This is a genomic window from Thermodesulfomicrobium sp. WS (assembly GCF_027925145.1).
GTDB lineage: Bacteria > Desulfobacterota > Desulfovibrionia > Desulfovibrionales > Desulfomicrobiaceae > Thermodesulfomicrobium.
This window is the reverse complement of sequence record NZ_AP027130.1, coordinates 1,059,010-1,074,678: the sequence shown is the minus strand read 5'-3', so window position 1 is coordinate 1,074,678 and position 15,669 is coordinate 1,059,010. Positions and strand designations below refer to the sequence as shown.

General features: G+C 66.3%; 9 protein-coding genes. 1 reads left to right on the top strand and 8 read right to left on the bottom strand.

What is annotated here, in order from left to right; all coding sequences use genetic code 11:
* Positions 1–10: 10 nt before the first annotated feature.
* Complete coding sequence (locus tag QMF81_RS05195; RefSeq protein ID WP_281752687.1) at positions 11–1,258, top strand: glycosyltransferase family 2 protein; 1,248 nt, start codon at positions 11–13, stop codon at positions 1,256–1,258.
* Here the strand turns inward: QMF81_RS05195 and QMF81_RS05190 are convergent.
* The 8 genes from QMF81_RS05190 to ftsA all read right to left on the bottom strand — a co-directional run bounded on the left by QMF81_RS05190 (position 1,243) and on the right by ftsA (position 15,667).
* Complete coding sequence (locus QMF81_RS05190; RefSeq protein ID WP_281752685.1) at positions 1,243–2,595, bottom strand: FAD-dependent oxidoreductase; 1,353 nt, start codon at positions 2,593–2,595, stop codon at positions 1,243–1,245. The genes QMF81_RS05195 and QMF81_RS05190 overlap by 16 nt on opposite strands.
* The gene (locus tag QMF81_RS05185; protein ID WP_281752683.1) at positions 2,595–4,217 is read right to left on the bottom strand and encodes a glycosyltransferase; all 1,623 of its coding nucleotides are present in this window, start codon (positions 4,215–4,217) and stop codon (positions 2,595–2,597) included. Before QMF81_RS05185 ends, QMF81_RS05190 begins: the two co-directional genes overlap by 1 nt.
* Positions 4,218–4,284: 67 nt before the next feature.
* Positions 4,285–5,046 carry a hypothetical protein gene (locus QMF81_RS05180; RefSeq protein WP_281752682.1) on the bottom strand — a complete coding sequence of 254 codons (762 nt, stop codon included), beginning with the start codon at positions 5,044–5,046 and terminating at the stop codon, positions 4,285–4,287.
* Positions 5,028–6,005, bottom strand: a complete 978-nt coding sequence (locus tag QMF81_RS05175) for a glycosyltransferase (protein ID WP_281752680.1) — start codon at positions 6,003–6,005, stop codon at positions 5,028–5,030. Before QMF81_RS05175 ends, QMF81_RS05180 begins: the two co-directional genes overlap by 19 nt.
* A complete protein-coding gene (locus QMF81_RS05170) occupies positions 6,002–11,476 on the bottom strand; it encodes a hypothetical protein (RefSeq protein WP_281752678.1) in 5,475 nt (1,824 codons plus the stop codon). The genes QMF81_RS05175 and QMF81_RS05170 overlap by 4 nt, the downstream gene beginning before the upstream one ends.
* On the bottom strand, positions 11,473–13,074 hold the full coding sequence (locus tag QMF81_RS05165) for a radical SAM protein (protein ID WP_281752676.1): 1,602 nt from the start codon (positions 13,072–13,074) through the stop codon (positions 11,473–11,475). The genes QMF81_RS05170 and QMF81_RS05165 overlap by 4 nt, the downstream gene beginning before the upstream one ends.
* Before the next feature lie 65 nt (positions 13,075–13,139).
* Entirely contained in the window at positions 13,140–14,369 is a 1,230-nt protein-coding gene (ftsZ, locus tag QMF81_RS05160) for a cell division protein FtsZ (RefSeq protein WP_281752674.1), read from the bottom strand.
* Positions 14,370–14,440: 71 nt separating this feature from the next.
* Positions 14,441–15,667, bottom strand: a complete 1,227-nt coding sequence (gene ftsA, locus QMF81_RS05155) for a cell division protein FtsA (protein WP_281752672.1) — start codon at positions 15,665–15,667, stop codon at positions 14,441–14,443.
* Between the last annotated feature and the right edge of the window lie 2 nt (positions 15,668–15,669).

The following is a 15,669-nucleotide window of genomic DNA, read 5'->3' as shown; positions in this document are numbered from 1 at the left end:
CGGTTGCACCATGCCCCCAGTGCTCAGCATCATCATCCCGGTCTACGGCCAGTGGCGGCTCACGCGCGACTGCCTCCAGAGCCTGCGCAAGGAGCTTCCGGCCTGGCCGGTAGAGATCATCGTGGTGGATAACGGCTCCGAAGACGAAACCGCCCACGAGCTCCCCGAGCTGGGGACCGCCCTCTTTGGCGCCGCCTTTCGGCTGGTTCGGCATCCCGCCAATTTAGGATTCGCCCGGGGCTGCAACAGCGGCGCGGCCCACGCCCAGGGTGCATTGCTCTTGTTTCTCAATAACGACACCCTGGCCCTGCCTGGATTTGCGGACCCGCTCGTGACAGCGCTGCGCGCCCAAGGCGGCATCGTCGGCAGCCGCCTCCTCTACCCAGGGGCGGAACGGGTGCAGCACGTGGGGGTGGCCTTTACCCCAGGGCCCAAGGTATGCCATGTGTTCGAACAATTTCCCGCCAGCCACCCGGCGGTCAGCCGCCCGCGCCGCGTGCAGGCGGTCACCGGCGCGGCCCTGGCCCTAGCGCGCGAACTCTTTCAGCGTCTTGGCGGTTTCGATGAAGGCTACACCAATGGCCTCGAAGACGTGGATCTCTGCCTGCGCGCCCAAGGGCTGGGAGAACCAATCCAATGCCAGCCCCAGAGCACTCTCATCCACTTCACGAGCCAAACCCCAGGCCGCTTTGCCGCTGAGACCGCCAATGCCCGGCGCTTTTCCCAACGCTGGGCCGGCCGCATCCGCCCAGACTTCCACCGCCATCTGCAGGCCGAAGGCTACCGCATGGGGCTCTCGCCCAGCCTGCATCCGGTCATGCTCCTCTCCCCCCAGCGGGAAAAAACGATGGCGGCGCGCCTCGCCCACACCACAGACCCGGCGGCCTGGCTTGCCGCCATCACCGAAGAGCCGCTCTGGCAGCCCGGCTACGAGCGTCTGGGCCATTGGCTCGAAACACGCGGGGCCTGGCAGGAAGCCGTCCCCTTGCGGTTTTTGGCCGCCCAGTTCTTCCCGGGTGTGAAGCAATTCCTTGCCCTGGCCAAGACCGCTACCCGCGCTGGGGATACGGTCCTCACCCGCTACGCTGGCAAACTCATAGAAGAGGAACGCCAAGCGGATCAGCACGCTTCCGAGCTGATCCGCTTGGCCCGACACTTGAGCGCAATGTTTACGGCCCAAGGCGAGATGGAGCTTGCCACCCTCTACGACCAGTGGGCAGAGGCTCGCTCCCGCAACGAGCCTTACTGCGGCAGCTGATAGATCCGTTCCACTGTGCCGAGCACCATCCGCTCGGCCCACTGCATGCCCTGCACTACGCTGTGGTCCATGTTGGCCACTTCGTATTTCCAGCCACCAAAACGGCCCCGAGAGAAGATGTGCCGCGCCTCCAACCAGGGCTGGATCGTGGCCAGGGCGCGGTCGCGGCTCAGGGTGGGCACGGGATAGCCGTAGTCCACTCGGTGTTCCCAGCAGGTCACGATGGCGTCTTCGGCGCGCATAAGGGTCACGTTCTGAAGCCCTCGGGTGACGGCGTCTTGCATGGCGTCCAGGTCTTCCGGCTTATGGCGCGAAAAGGAGGTTTCGCTCATGAAGGCCATCTGTTTCCCGGGCTCGGCCACATTGAAGGGCGAATAGTTGTGGAAGTTGGTCACCCGGTAGAAGGGGCAATTGGATTCCGGAAAATACATCCAGCAGGTGGGGTCCTCGCGCAGCCCGGCAATGCCAATGCCCGAGACATAGACCCCGTTGTGCTCCAAAAGGGAGGCGGCTTCCACCATATGCGGGTCTTTGGGACTCACAACCTGCGAGACAAAAAGGTCCAGAGGCATAGTGGAGAGTAAATCCCCATAGCCAACACAGTGCCCATCGCCGTACGTGACGATTTTTTTCTCCCAGTCCACCTGGTGCACTGGGGCCTGGTAGCGGATGTGCTCCGCAATGCTTTCAGCAATGCGGCGGAAAATGGCCCCGGTACCGCCATGCTTGGGGAAACGAAACACCGCGTTGGGGCCCCAATCGGTGGCGTCTTCTTCGAGGATGATGCGGCGCACTACGTCGGCCAGGTCCACCACGGCCACGCGCTCGCCGATCCAGCGAAAGTCCATGGCCTCGGCCGGGGTGGCCCAGACCTTGAAATTGTACGGCTGCATGAAAAGCCGGGTAATGCCCGCCCCGAACACGGCCTCCATCCACTGGCCGAAATGGGCCGCTTCCTGCGGCGCAAGGCGGGAAGCCAAAAGGCCCTGCACGCATTCCCACACCAGTTCCTTGGGCAAATGGCGGATGTTGTTTTGGAAGGGATAGGGGATCCACCGGTCCGCCAGGCGCACCCGGGCACGACGCTGGTGGGTGAGGGCGTCCTCGCCCAGGGCCTGATCCAGCAGGCGCAAAAACGGCTCCAGGCGGGAAAAGACCACATGGCCGCCGATGTCCCAGGTAAAGCCCGCCGCGTCGCGAAAGCTTGCCGACAGGCCGCCGGCATAGTCGTGCCGCTCCAGGAGAAGAAAATCCTCGATGCCCAATTGCCGCAGGCGCACGCCCGCCCCAAGGCCCGTGGGACCGGCGCCGATGATGAGATACCGCACCTGTTCCATTATCCCTCCTCCTCCTCGGCAAGCCAAGCCCGCACCCGGGCAAGCTTGGGCCAGAGATCGTCTTCCAGGACCTGGGTCTCACGCTCCATGAGCTCCTTCCAGGTCTCTTGGCTGTATTTTTTCTGCAGTTTCTCCAAGTTGGCCGCGGCATTGGCCCATTGCGTGGTGCTCGTGGCCGCAGCCAGCCCCGTGCGCTTGAAATGGCGGATGGCCACATGCCCCTGATACACCGCCATGCGACCGGCGGTGAGCATGCGCACGTCGCGTTCCAAGTCATCGTACTGGGAAGGCGAAAAGCGGATGTCGAACTCCCCTTCCGCAGCCACGGCCCGGGCATCCAAAAGGTGGCAGCAGCCCGTGACCGAGGCGCACGGACGCAGATACGCAAAGGCCCCCCAGTTCAAGACCTGATGGTGCAAATCCGACACCTTGAAGCGCTGGCCTTCGTCCGATGCCGGGGTCAGGTGCAGATCCACACTCTGCAGCACCCAGGGCCGGGTGGCGTCCACCACCTGGCACCCCCAGACCCCGGCCTGCGGGACGCGCGTGCGCGCCGCCCAAAGCCCTTCCAGCCAGTCTGCAGGGACCTGCACATCGTCGTCCACGTACACCAGCCAGGGAAGACCGCTTTGCAGAAACTCGGCGCGGATCCAATTGCGGGCCGCAGGTGCGCCGATATTCACCGGCAAGGTGATGGTGCGCATGGCCGACCCAAGCTGCTCCTGCCACCGCGCCATGACCGCCTTGGCCGGCGCGGCGCAGCCGTTGTCGAGCACCCAGAGCTGCGCCCCATGCAGACGCGAGGCCGCAAGGCTCGCCAAGGTGCGATCCAGGTCCTCGGGCTTATCCAAGGTATAGGTGGCCACCACACCAGGCGTCTCCGGGGCGCAGCGGGCAGTCAAGACGCCTTCCACAAGATCGAAGAGCACGAGCACGGCCTGCAGCAGCCAGGGCCATTGCCGCAGCAGGCGCCGCCATGCCGGACGGGCGGCCTCCACACCGCCCAGGTGCGTTACGGCCACGGCCTCTGCAAAAGCGGCCACGGGCCCAGGCACCTGGGGGGCAAGGGCGGCCACGCCTTCCCAATCTCCTCGCACCGCGGCAAGCTCCATGACCACTGCCGAAGCAAGGGGAGGGAGGGCCTGCGTGAGCGCGGACACCGCCTGCTCCACCAGGCAGTCCCGGTCATCAAACAGGCCGATGGACACTGCTTGCCGCACCCAAAAGAGATTTCCCGGGTCCCGGGCAAGTTCCCGGGCGATCAGGGCCTCCAAGCGGGCAAGATCCCGACGCGCCACGAGGCGTGCCAGAGGCGTCTTTTCCGGCGGCCGCCACGAAGCCGCCGCGATGCGGGCAAGGCGGCGCACCGGCTCTGGGACCCCCGGCGAGCGCTCGACCACGGCCGCCACCTGGGCGGCCACGGCGCCGTCGAGCATACTTCCGCTGCACCAGGCCGCCACCAGCAAGTCCACCCCCAAAGGCAGCAGCTCCGGCTGCGCCGCCCCGGCCTCCAGCACCTCCGTGGCCAAGCCCATGAGATGGAGCGGACCCACGCTTCCCTGAAGCAGCCCCCGCCGCGCCCCGACGGGGAGCTTCGGCCAGAGCCGACGGATGTCCACCATGCACGTTCCTCCTTGAAGTATGCAGAGGTCCACGGCAAGGCCGCGGACGAACGGCTCCCAACGTGCGTCACCGCGTGCAGGAATGTTCGTGCACCTCTTTACTCCAGCATTGGATGCGCTCCCGAAAATCCGGGCCCAGATGCCGGGTAAGGAAGGCGGCCTCCAGGCGGGCGGCGTGCTCCAAAAACCCAGGATCACGGCGGGCCGAGGCATGGAACACGTGGCGCGCCACCAGTTGGTGGTCCACCACCACCTGCCAGCCCAGATCCACGGCCCGGGCGGAAAGCACCACATCCACGCCGTAGCCGGGGAGGTTGTCCTCCCAATGCAGCCCGCAGCTCGCCAAAAAATCCAAATGCAGGAGAGGTGCCACTCCGTCGCAAAAGCGCACGGTACGAAAACCGCCCCCCCGCCGGGCCACCATCTGCGGGTGATAGGGATGGGCGGTAAACCCAGGACTATACACTGCCACTGGCCCGATGGCGGCGGAAATCTCCCCAAGCCGCGCCCAGGCCCGGGCAATGGGCCGTGGAGTCATCCAGGTGAGGTCGTCGTTGAGAAACCAGAGGTGGGAAAAACCTTCCTGGCGCGCACGCGCAACACTCCAGGCCAAGGCCCCGCCCCAAAAGAGGTTCCGGGAAAGCCGCACCCAGGCGCCGGCAAAGGGCATCGGGGCGGCGTTGTCGAGCACCCGCACCACCCCCGGGGCAAGCCCCTCTTCCATCTGCGCCACCAGACGCGCGGTGCGCCGGGGGTCCCCATAGTGGAGCACCACCACGGCCAAGTGGGAGCGAAAATCCAAAGGCCAGGCTAGAGGCCCTGTACCCACGCCGCCACCTCCGCAGCCTGGTGCTCCGCATCGTACGCCGCCACGGTCCGAAAGGCTGCTGCGCGCACCTGCTGGCACGCATCCGCAATTTCCAGGCACGCCGCCGCCCGCTCCAGGGCCAGGGCCGCACCCAGCATGTCGCCGTCCGCCACCCACCAGCCATTGCCTCCCCACGGCACTGGGCGCAAAGGGATCCCCGAAGGAAGCGGGGCCTTGGAGTCCACCGGCCGGGCATAGTCCCAACCGCCAAAGCCCGTGGTCCCTACTACCAGGCAGCCGCAGGCCATGGCCTCCAGGGGCGGCAGCGGACAGCCCTCAGGAAACCCGGTGGCAAGAAAAATGGCGCAAGAACGCAATAGCTCGGCCACACCTGCCGGGTCCAAGCCATGGATGGGGACCCATTGCCACGGCAGATGCGGATTGCGCTCGGCAACGATGCGGCGCACGCCTTCGGCCATGGCCTTGTTTTTACGCGGCATGAAGGCCACGCGCAGCGGGCGCGGGGACTGAGAAACGGGAGGGGGATGGAACAGAGAGCGATCAATGGCAGGCCGCACCACCGCAGGCGCTTTCCCGGTCACTTGCTCGATATACCAGGCCACCGGCTGAGAGACTGCAAGAAACTCCACCGGCAGGTCCTGCCAGCGCACGCCTTCGGCGAGCCCATGGAAGAGATAGGCCCAGTTCTGACAGTAGACCACCAACCGGCAGCCTGCGCGGACCCCCAAGGTGAGGGCGCCCGGCCAGCCCTCCGGCACCAGCAGGGCGTCGCCTGCGGCAAGGGGGGCGCTGCGCGCCGCCTGCCAGGGCAGGTCCGAAGCCTCGGCAAGCGGCTCTTCCCAGCAAAGCACCCCAGCCAGGCCCCCCCACGCCCGCAGCTGCCGGGCCACCTGCACCAGCACCCGCATACCGCCGCTCACCACCGGCCGGGGCGGGACGAACACCCACACCCGCCTCACTGCTGCCCTCCCAGGTCCGCACCACACGTGGCGTCCGGGGCTTGATACACACACGCGCCGTCCACCACGATCCGGTGCACGGCAAACTCCGCACCCAGGCGCGCCAAACGGGCGTCCACCGTGGGTTTGCCCCGTTCAAAGCGCAGACCCAAAATCCCGTACATGGCCCAGAGCATGCGGGCGGCAGCGCCGGTGTACCAACTCCATCCCCCCCGGCCCTCGTAGCCCGGGCCAAAGGAGATGTCCGCCGCCTGCTGGTGGGGGGCAAGCCCGTACACGGGCATGGTTTCCGGAAGCGTATGGGTCAGCGGCGAGATCTTGAGCCACAGACGCAGGGCCTGGCGGCGGAGCTGCGCCGCGCGCTCCACATCCCCCTGGGCCAACACCTGGCGGGCCAGGGCCACCAGGGCGTCCACCAACCAGGACGAGCCGTGGGAATACTGGCCGCCGTTTTCCCGCACCCCCGGCGGATAGTCGGCGATGCGCCCGGGGTAAGGGGTGGAGCGCTCGGTAAAGGGCGGATCGAGAAGCTGCACCAGGTTGGGCTTTTCCAGGGAGGCCGCACCGCGCACCAGGGCCGCCTCTGCCTGCGGCAGGTGCACGGCCCCCGAAAGCATGGGCCAGGCCGCGGTCAGGGCATCGAGATAGTCGAGCTCCTCTCCCGCATCGGTAAAGGCGCGCACGAAGTGATCATCGCGCCAGGCGGTCTGCAGAGCGCTCCCCAGCGTCTGCGCACGCCGCAACAGCTGGCGGGACAGACGCTTTTTGCCGCGGCTGGCGGCTGCCTCCGCCACCTGACGCAAGGTGAGATGGAGGAAAAACCCCAACCACACGCTCTCGCCTTTGCCGCGCACGCCCACGGCCGACAGACCGTCGTTCCAATCATGGGCGAGCATGAGCGGTAGCCCATGGCGCCCGCGACGGCGCCAGGTGCGCTCCACGGCGCGCAGGCAATGCTCCAGCACCGTGGCCCGATCCCGGGAGGGCGTCGGCGCAAAGGCAATGCCCTCGGCACCCGGGGGAATGGGTCGCCCCTCCATAAAGGGCACGCGCTCGTCCCAAATGGAGTCATCCCCCGTGGTCTCCACATAATGGGCCACCAGATACGGCAGCCACAGATGCGGGTCCGAGGCGCGGTTGCGCATGCCGAAGCCGGTGGCCCCGTCCGGGGCAGGATGCCACCATTGGAGCACATCGCCCGCGAGGAATTGCTGACTGGCATGGAGCAAGATCTGGCGCCGGGCCAAGGCGGGCATGCCCACGCACAAGGGGAGCACGTCCTGAAGCTGATCCCGGAATCCATACGCCCCACTGCGCTGCTGCGGCCCCAGGCGCCCCCACAGCCGGGCGGTCAGGATCTGGTACGGCAGCCACACGTTCACCAACCGGTCCACGGCCGGGGCCGAGGTCTCCACCTGGACTCCGCCGGCCAAACGCCGCTGCCACCAGGTCTCGACCGCCGCCATCTCCCGCTCCACGTCCTCCACGGCCTGGATCGCTGCCACTCGCCGCTGGCAGTCCTCGGCGCTGGGCTCCTGGCCCACCGCCATCCACACGACAGCCGTGCCACCGGCAGGCACCCGCACTTCCCCGCTCATGGCGGCCACGCGCAGGCCGTCATCCTCCTGCGTGGTATCGGAATGTCCCATCTCCACGAAATACGGCATACTCAGGTCCCGGCCTTCCCCCAAAAACCGGCTCATGACCGTCTCCGAGGCCGTGGTCTCCACGCTCCAGGCCACGTAGGCCACGCCTTTGCGGTACCGGTTTTCCGGCCGGGTAAAGAGGAGCATGGAGCGCGGCGCATCCGCCCAAGCCTCCACCTGGCCGCGGCTATCTTCGGGGATCTCGGCCAAAATCATCTGCGCATACATGGTCAGGGCCAGACGGCGCTCCCCCGAGCCATGGTTGTGCAGGCGCAACAGCCGCAGTTCCATGGGCCGGTCCGGGAGCACGGCGATGGTCCACTCCATGGCAAGGCCGTCCATCTCCTTGTGGAAGCGGCACCAGCCCAGGCCGTACTCCACGCGGCATTCGGCCTCAGGCTCCCGGAAGGGGACGAGCAAGGGCGAGGTCACCCGGCCGCTCTCCAGGTCGCGCACGTAGAGCATCTGCCCGGGTTCCTGTACCGTCGTGGCATCGGCGCTATAGGGCGTCAGGGCGTTCTGCTGGGAGTTGCCCCAAAACGAGGCGATGGCGCCGTCATTGGTCACCACCACGCCATAGCCGAGGGGATTGACCATGAGGTGGGCAAACCGCCGCGGGGTGATCCCCGGTACCTGCACGCTGGGGACTTGGTCCCGAAAGGCAAACCACGGCCCCTGCTGTTGGGTGAGTGCCGCGGCAAGGTCCGGCTCGACCATGGGCAGGGAGGTCGGCTGCCCCTTGGGCCGCGCAGGCAAGGGGTCGATGCCTGCCAGGCGGGCGGCCAGGTTCATGGCAGCCTCGGGGCTCGGTCCGTACGCGTCCACGAGCACAAAGGCCGTGGTATCTCCCGGCGCCAGATCCACGGCCAGACGAAAGGCCGCGATGGGATCGAAGGTGACGTGGAGGCTCTGGTCGGAGATGGGCTGCGGTACGCCCCAAAGCCCCTGCGGCCGACGCAGCGTGCCATGGCCTAAAAAGCGCAGCCGGCTGTCTTCATAGCCCACCAGCCGGGACTCGTCCTCCAAGCCGGCCACCAAGTGCACGTAGGTCTCGCGCGTTGGCCGCGGCGGCTCGCCAGCCTTGAGTTGGCGGTTATTGGCAAAGATGGCGGCCGAACGCGGGGCCGGGCTCTCCTCCACCACGCACCAGGTGGTGATGTGCTGGCGATTGTAAAAGGGATGCCGGGCCTGGGCCGAGGGGTCGTTCAGGGTGAGTTCCCGGTAGGAGGTGATCTCCAGCTGCACCGGTGCGTCCGAGACATTGGTGAGGTGGACGATCCACGCCTCACCCGGCGCGTCCTCCGCCACCACGGCGTCCATGCGCGCCTCGATGCCCTGGCACGAGCAGGTCTGCCGCACGGAGAGGTCGTCCAAGCGCACCACGGTGTGCACCGCCTCGGGGTGCCGCGTGGGCCGGCAGCCGAGGCTCCACAAGGCTTCACCCGCACGAAAGTACACGATGCGGCCCACGTCGTGGGCCCGGGACAGTGGCCGAGCGGTCAGGTCGATCTCGTGTCCATGCCGTGCGGCGCGGAACACCCGGGCATAGCCACGGCCATCCCGACCAAAGATGGAGGCATACACGCCGTTGTGCACCACGATGTCTTGCGCCGGGCACCGCCCGGCTGCCCCCACGGCGCATGCCCGAGACTCTCTCCTGCAGGCCGCAGCCACCATCAGGCCGCTGCCGATGAGAAAAGCCCCGATCACCGGGAAGAGCACACCGATTTGCCCTGCACCCGTGCGGCTTACGGCCTCGGCTCCGTCCCACACGTAGGCCCAGTCCGCGCCCATGGGCAAATAAAAGGGGATGAGCAGCGGCGCCCAGGTGGCAAAACGCCGCACCGCTTCAGGGATGCAGCGCGACCGCACCCGCGCCCCAAGGAAACGGGCCAAAAATTCGTCCAACCGGTCGCCCCCCACAAAGGACAGGTTCACCAGCGTGGCCACCCGCAGGCCCATGTGATCGAACCAGATGAGGATGCGAAACCAGTCATACGCCAAAATACCCAGAAAGACCTCCCGGCTCCACAAGCGAAAGGCGGAGGGGTCCAAGCGCCAATCCTGAATGATGGCGGCAAGCGTACGCACCAAGCCGTCCTGGTTGTACCAGGTAGGTTCGGGCGAAATGCGCAAAAACGAATAGATGACCGGCGCCATCCACAGCCCCCAGCGCAGCACGCGCACCGTGCCCTCGGCGATCAAAACCAGCCCGTCGCGGCTGGCGAGCAGCCGAAGCGGTGCCCAGGAGCGGGTGAAGAGGGCCGTCAGCAGGAAAAAGTTCACACTGAACAGAGGCGCCGCCAGGGACCAATTGATGACTCCCGACACCGATTCCTGGAACAAAAGCAGGGCCCCGCCGCCGCGCGCTCCCAAATCCATGGCCCCCCATTTGCTAAAGAGCGGGTAGATGACGTAACTCCCCCCGCCCTCGGCGAACAGCGTGGCATATTGGCGGAATTTGTTGCCGATCACGGCGGACTGCGAAGGGTCCACATACCAGGCCATGGCCCCGCCCACAAAGATCCCCAGGCCCGCCGCCACCCCATAGGTCCGCCACGAGCGCAGATGGCGGCGCAGGCCGCAAGCCACTTCGCCCAAATCCCACACCAATGCCCCCCCCGCTCCGGCGATCACCCCAAGGAGCGCGCCCAGCAGAAACCGCTGCCCCGCGGGAAGCGGCACGATCTCCACCGGCTGCAAGGCCGAGAGGGCAAGGCCGAACACCGCGCCGTGCACAAAGAGCGGCCAGCGGCGATAGTTCTCCCCCAGCCGCTGGAAGAACGGCCGCCCGCCGTCGAAAGACTCCAGCACGGTCACGGCCAGGGGCATGACCGTTATCCCCAGGGCCATCCAGGAAAGCGACGGCGCCATGGCAAAGGCGCGCTCCACCCATGGCCAATGGATCACGGCGTCCGCGACCAGCACCAGACCCAAAAAGAGCGTGCCGTAAGCCGCGCCCCGGCCAAGGCCGTCACGAAACGCAGGATATCCCCAATACCAGGCGGGCCGGCGGCCGTGCATGGCGTCCATGACCAGGCCGGTCATCAAAAACACCTCCGCCCAGAGACTGCCCTGGGCAAGGGCCACCCCCAGCACCGCCGCCAAAGGGGGAAGCGGGGCCGGCAGGGCCGCGGCCATGGGCGATGCCCCCAGCTCGGCCCACAGAGGCGAAATCCCGGCAGCAGCCGCAGCAAGCACCAAAAGCCCCCACAGCCGCCCCAGGCCCAACACATGCCCCATGCACAGGAGGTTCAAGGCCGCGGCCAGCCCCACATTGGCAGCAGCCAGCACCACCACTCGGCCCGCCAGCTCCTGTGCCCGCGCAGCAAGCGGCAGGGTGCGGGCAAGGCCCTGGAGCATGACGGGGTTTTGGAGCATAAAAAGGATATTGCCCACCGCCACGATCAGCAGCAGGGCCACAGAGGCCCGCAGCGGCGGCAGGCTCTTGCGCCACAAGGCGCACCCCAACGCCACCCACCCCTGGACCATGGCCGCCAAGACCACCGCCACCTCCGAGAGGCGCAGCACATCCCCCCACGCCCGCGGCGCTGTCCATACCGCAAGCCCCGGCTGATAGGCCGCCGCCAGCGCCGCCCACACCACGGCCACGGCAATCAGACGATCCCAGGCCATGCGCCCCCCAACCGTCCACACCATGGCAACGCTCGCCCCGCCCCCGACACCGGCCGCCAAAGCAATCATCGCCCACCGGTGCGCCGGCATCCCCACCGCCGTCGCCAGCGCCGGTTCCACGAGTACAGTCACCAGCCCTGCCAGGATTGCCGCCCAAAAAAGGATCAGGACACGAATCACATACCTCATGGTTGCGGCACCTCCTTCTCGAACATCGTTTCCATGATACGCTCCATGCCGCAGCGCCGGCACGCGCTGCACGACCCCGGGGGGCATGCCAGCGTGGGCCGACTGCGGCCAAAGGCTTCCCATTGGCCACGCAAATACGCCCGCCGCACCCCGACGTCCAAACGCTCCCACGGCAGCGGATCCGCCACCGGACGCGGCCGACCTGCCTCGGCCTCGATATATGCCCCATGGCAACGCCACACCTTCCCCCACCCGTGCTCGGCGGCCTCGACGATCACGGGAAAGGCCGACTCGTCCGCACGGGCGAGATACCCCTGGATACAGGCCTGGCGGGCGTTTTCCGCAGAAAAACGCATGCCGCGATGCCGGGCGACCATGGACCGAACCCGGACCATGGCCGCCGCAATGCGTTCCAGAGAGGCCATGGGGGCCCATTGCATGGCGGTCCAGGGCTTGGGCACCAGGGCGCTGGCAGAAAGCTGGATGAGCTTGAGACCCGCAGCGCGGCCTGCCTGCCCGGCACGCCGGGCCTGCTGGATGCGCTCCAAAAACCCCTCCAATTCCTTGAAATCCGCTTCTTCCTCGCCAGGCCAACCCACGATGAGATAGAGCTTGAGGGTCTCAAAACGCAGTCGGCTCATGGTGGCCACCACCCGCAGCACGGCATCCTCATCCAGGCCTTTGTTCATGGCGGCCCGCAGCCGGGAACTCGCGCCCTCCAGGGCCAAGGTCACGGTGCGTATCCCGGCGTGGCGCAGAAAGGCCAAAAGCTCTTCGGTCAGACCATCGGCGCGCACGGAAGAGAGGGCAAACTGCGCCCGCCGACCCCGCAACCAGGAAAGAAACGGCATGAGATCCGGCCAGTCGGTAAGGGCCGTGCCGACCAACCCCACCTTGCGCGGAGATGCCGCTTCCACAATACGCTGCAGGGCCTCCATGGAGGCCTGCCGGGCAGGTCGGTAGATGGAGCCTGCGGCGCAAAAACGGCACCCGTAGGGACAGCCACGGTTGACTTCGAGAAGAAACATCCCCGCAAACCGGGCCTCGGGACTGACGAAGACCGAATGCGCCGGGGTGCGCAAGTCTGCGACCACCTGGCGCTGGACCGGAAGCGGGCTTCGCCCCGGGACCAGGCATCCGGGGAGGGCGGCCAGGGACTCCAAGGCTTGGGCCTTGCTGCCTCCGCGCACCCAAGTGCGGGCGATACGCTCGGCCACGCGGAGAAAACCCGCCTCAGCCTCGCCGCACCAGAGGGCGTCCAGGGCTGGCAGCACGGGAAAGGGATTGAGGAACGCCACCGGACCGCCAGCCATAATGAGCGGCCAATCCCCACGATCTTGGGCCGATACAGGGATGCCGGCATCCATGAAGAGCCGCATCAAGGCCGGATAGTCGCCCTCAAAGTTGAGGCTTGCCAGCACCAGTGCAAAACGGCCCAAATCCGTGCCGGTATGGACGGATCTGGGCCGCGGGGATGCTGGGTCGGCAAAGACCGGTTCCACGCAGAAGAGGTCATTTTCGGCCAGCAGGCGGTACACCACCTGCCAGCCCAAGGTGGACAAGGCTGCCTCTGGGGCCTCGGGAAACACCACGGCCACGGGCAACCTTCCTCCCCATTGCCTCTGCGCCGCCCGAGGGAGGATGGAAGACAGCCGCACAGAAGTCAGTCAGCCTGCATCCGAATGAACGAGGGGATCTCGAACTCCTCCTCGTCAAAGGTAAACTCCGGTTCCTCCGCAGGACGCAAGGGGCGCACCTTGGGGTGCGGGCGCTCCTCCGCCGCTGCGGTCTGCTGGCGCCGCATGTAGGTGGGCACCGACAGGTCGTTCTTCTCACGCCCTTCCATGCCCTGCGGGACGAAATACGGCCGGTCCTTGGCCTTGGGAGTGGGCGCAGCGGCCGCGGCCTTGGTCTTTTCCGGGGCGCTTTGCGCCTCCTGAATGCCGGTGGCGATGACCGTCACCCGCAGTTCCTCGGTGCACTCGGGATCAAAGGCCATGCCAAAGATCACGTGGGCATCCGGATGTACGGCCTCGTGGATGATGGAAGTCGCCTCGTTGAGCTCATCCATGGAGATGTCGTACCCGCCGGTCACATTGAGGATGACGCCGCGCGCACCCTCGATGCTGATGTCATCGAGCAGCGGGCTGGTGATGGCCCGCATGGCCGCCTCACGCGCCCGGCCTTCGCCCGTGGCGACCCCCGTGCCCATCATGGCGAGCCCCATCTGCTCCATGACCGCCTTCACGTCGGCAAAATCCAGGTTGATGAGTCCCGGCACCATGATGAGGTCCGAGATGCCCTTGACCGCCTGATGGAGCACTTCATCCGCCTTGACCAGCATCTCCACCACCGGGGTCTTCTTGGGAGCGATGGCGAACAGGCGATCATTGGGCACCACGATGATGCTGTCCACGATCTCCCGCAATTCCTTGATGCCCCGCTCCGCCTGCTGCATGCGCCGCTTGCCTTCGAAGAAAAAGGGCTTGGTGACCACGGCCACAGTCAGGGCGCCCATTTCCTTGGCCACCCGCGCCACCACCGGGGCTGCGCCGGTGCCGGTGCCGCCGCCCATGCCTGCAGTGACGAACACCATGTCGCACTCGCCCAAGGCATCGCGAATGACGCCCTGGCTCTCCATGGCCGCATCCCGCCCCACGTCGGGATTGGCCCCGGCACCGAGTCCCTTGGTGAGTTTCTCACCCAGTTGGACCTTGATCTCCGCCTTGGACGTCTTGAGGGCCTGCACGTCCGTGTTGGCGGCGATGAAGGTCACCCCCTGCAGCTGCGAGGCGATCATGTTGTTGATGGCATTGCCGCCGCCTCCGCCCACGCCAATGACTTTGATGATGGCCGGGCTCTCCAAGCTGTCTGATTCGATCTGCGTAAACATCTTCCCCTCCCACACGTTCTTGGGGAGCATCCCCCTCTCCCCACAGGGTTGTACTGCAACTTCTGACTTCGTTAGCTAATATCTGCAAACCACTTCTTCATGCGCGACAAGATGGTGTGAAAGACATTGGTGTCCCGGATGCGGATGCGGTGTTCCTGACCATGCTGTTCCGCCCCATAGAGGAGCAGCCCCACTGCGGTGGCATACATGGGATTGTCCACGACGTCCCGCAGCCCCCCCACTCCCATGGGCGAGGCCGTCCGCGTGGGCAGATTGAAAATGCGTTCGCTCAGCTCCTGGATGCCTTCGATGCGCGAAGCGCCGCCGGTGAGCACCACCCCGGCCCCAATGAGATGTTTGTAGCCCGAGCGCACCAATTCCTGATCCACGAGCATGAGCATCTCCTCCATGCGCGGCTCGCAGATCTCCGCCAGCACCTGCCGGGAGAGTCTGCGCGGCTCACGGCCGCCCACGCTGGGGACCTCGATGATGTCGTCTTCGTGCACCAACTCGGCCAAGGCACAGCCATAACGCACCTTGATGCGCTCCGCCGCCTGGGTGGGGGTGCGCAGACCAAAGGCGATATCGTTGGTGAGATTGGCGCCGCCCAAGGGAACCGCGCCGGTATGCTTGATGGAATTGCCATGAAAAATGATGATGTCCGAGGTACCGCCGCCGATGTCCACCAGGGCCACCCCGATCTCCCGCTCTTCGTCGGTGAGCACCGCCTTGCTGGAGGCCAGGGCCTCGAGGACGATGTCCTCCACATCCAGGCCGGATTTGTGGCAGGATTTGACGATGTTCTGGGCGCTGGTCACCGCGCCGGTGACGATGTGCACCTTCACCTCCAGGCGCACCCCCGCCATGCCGAGGGGATCGATGATGCCGGTCTGGTCGTCCACGATGTATTCTTGGGGCAGGATGTGGATCACTTCCCGGTCCAAAGGGATGGCCACGGCCTTGGCGGCGTCGAGCACCCGTTCGATGTCCCGGGCCGTGACCTCGCCGCCTTTGACGGCGATTACCCCGTGACTGTTGAACCCTTTGATGTGGCTTCCAGCAATGCCCGCGTACACCGAACGAATCTCGCAGCCCGCCATGAGTTCGGCCTCTTCCAGAGCGCGCTTGATGGACTGCACGGTCTGCTCGATGTTCACCACCACGCCTTTGCGCAACCCGGTGGATGGGCTGGTGCCAATGCCCACGATATTGACCCCTTCGCCATCCACCTCGCCGACCACGGCACAGATCTTGGTGGTGCCGATATCCAAGCCCACAATCATTTCCGATTTGGCCATAC

Bases quoted from the DNA above. Each gene is read 5' to 3' on its own strand.
- QMF81_RS05195 (WP_281752687.1), top strand. From the start codon at position 11: ATGCCCCCAGTGCTCAGCATCATCATCCCGGTCTACGGCCAGTGGCGG.
- QMF81_RS05190 (WP_281752685.1), bottom strand. From the start codon at position 2,595: ATGGAACAGGTGCGGTATCTCATCATCGGCGCCGGTCCCACGGGCCTT.
- QMF81_RS05185 (WP_281752683.1), bottom strand. From the start codon at position 4,217: ATGGTGGACATCCGTCGGCTCTGGCCGAAGCTCCCCGTCGGGGCGCGG.
- QMF81_RS05170 (WP_281752678.1), bottom strand. From the start codon at position 11,476: ATGAGGTATGTGATTCGTGTCCTGATCCTTTTTTGGGCGGCAATCCTG.
- ftsZ (WP_281752674.1), bottom strand. From the start codon at position 14,369: ATGTTTACGCAGATCGAATCAGACAGCTTGGAGAGCCCGGCCATCATC.
- ftsA (WP_281752672.1), bottom strand. From the start codon at position 15,667: ATGGCCAAATCGGAAATGATTGTGGGCTTGGATATCGGCACCACCAAG.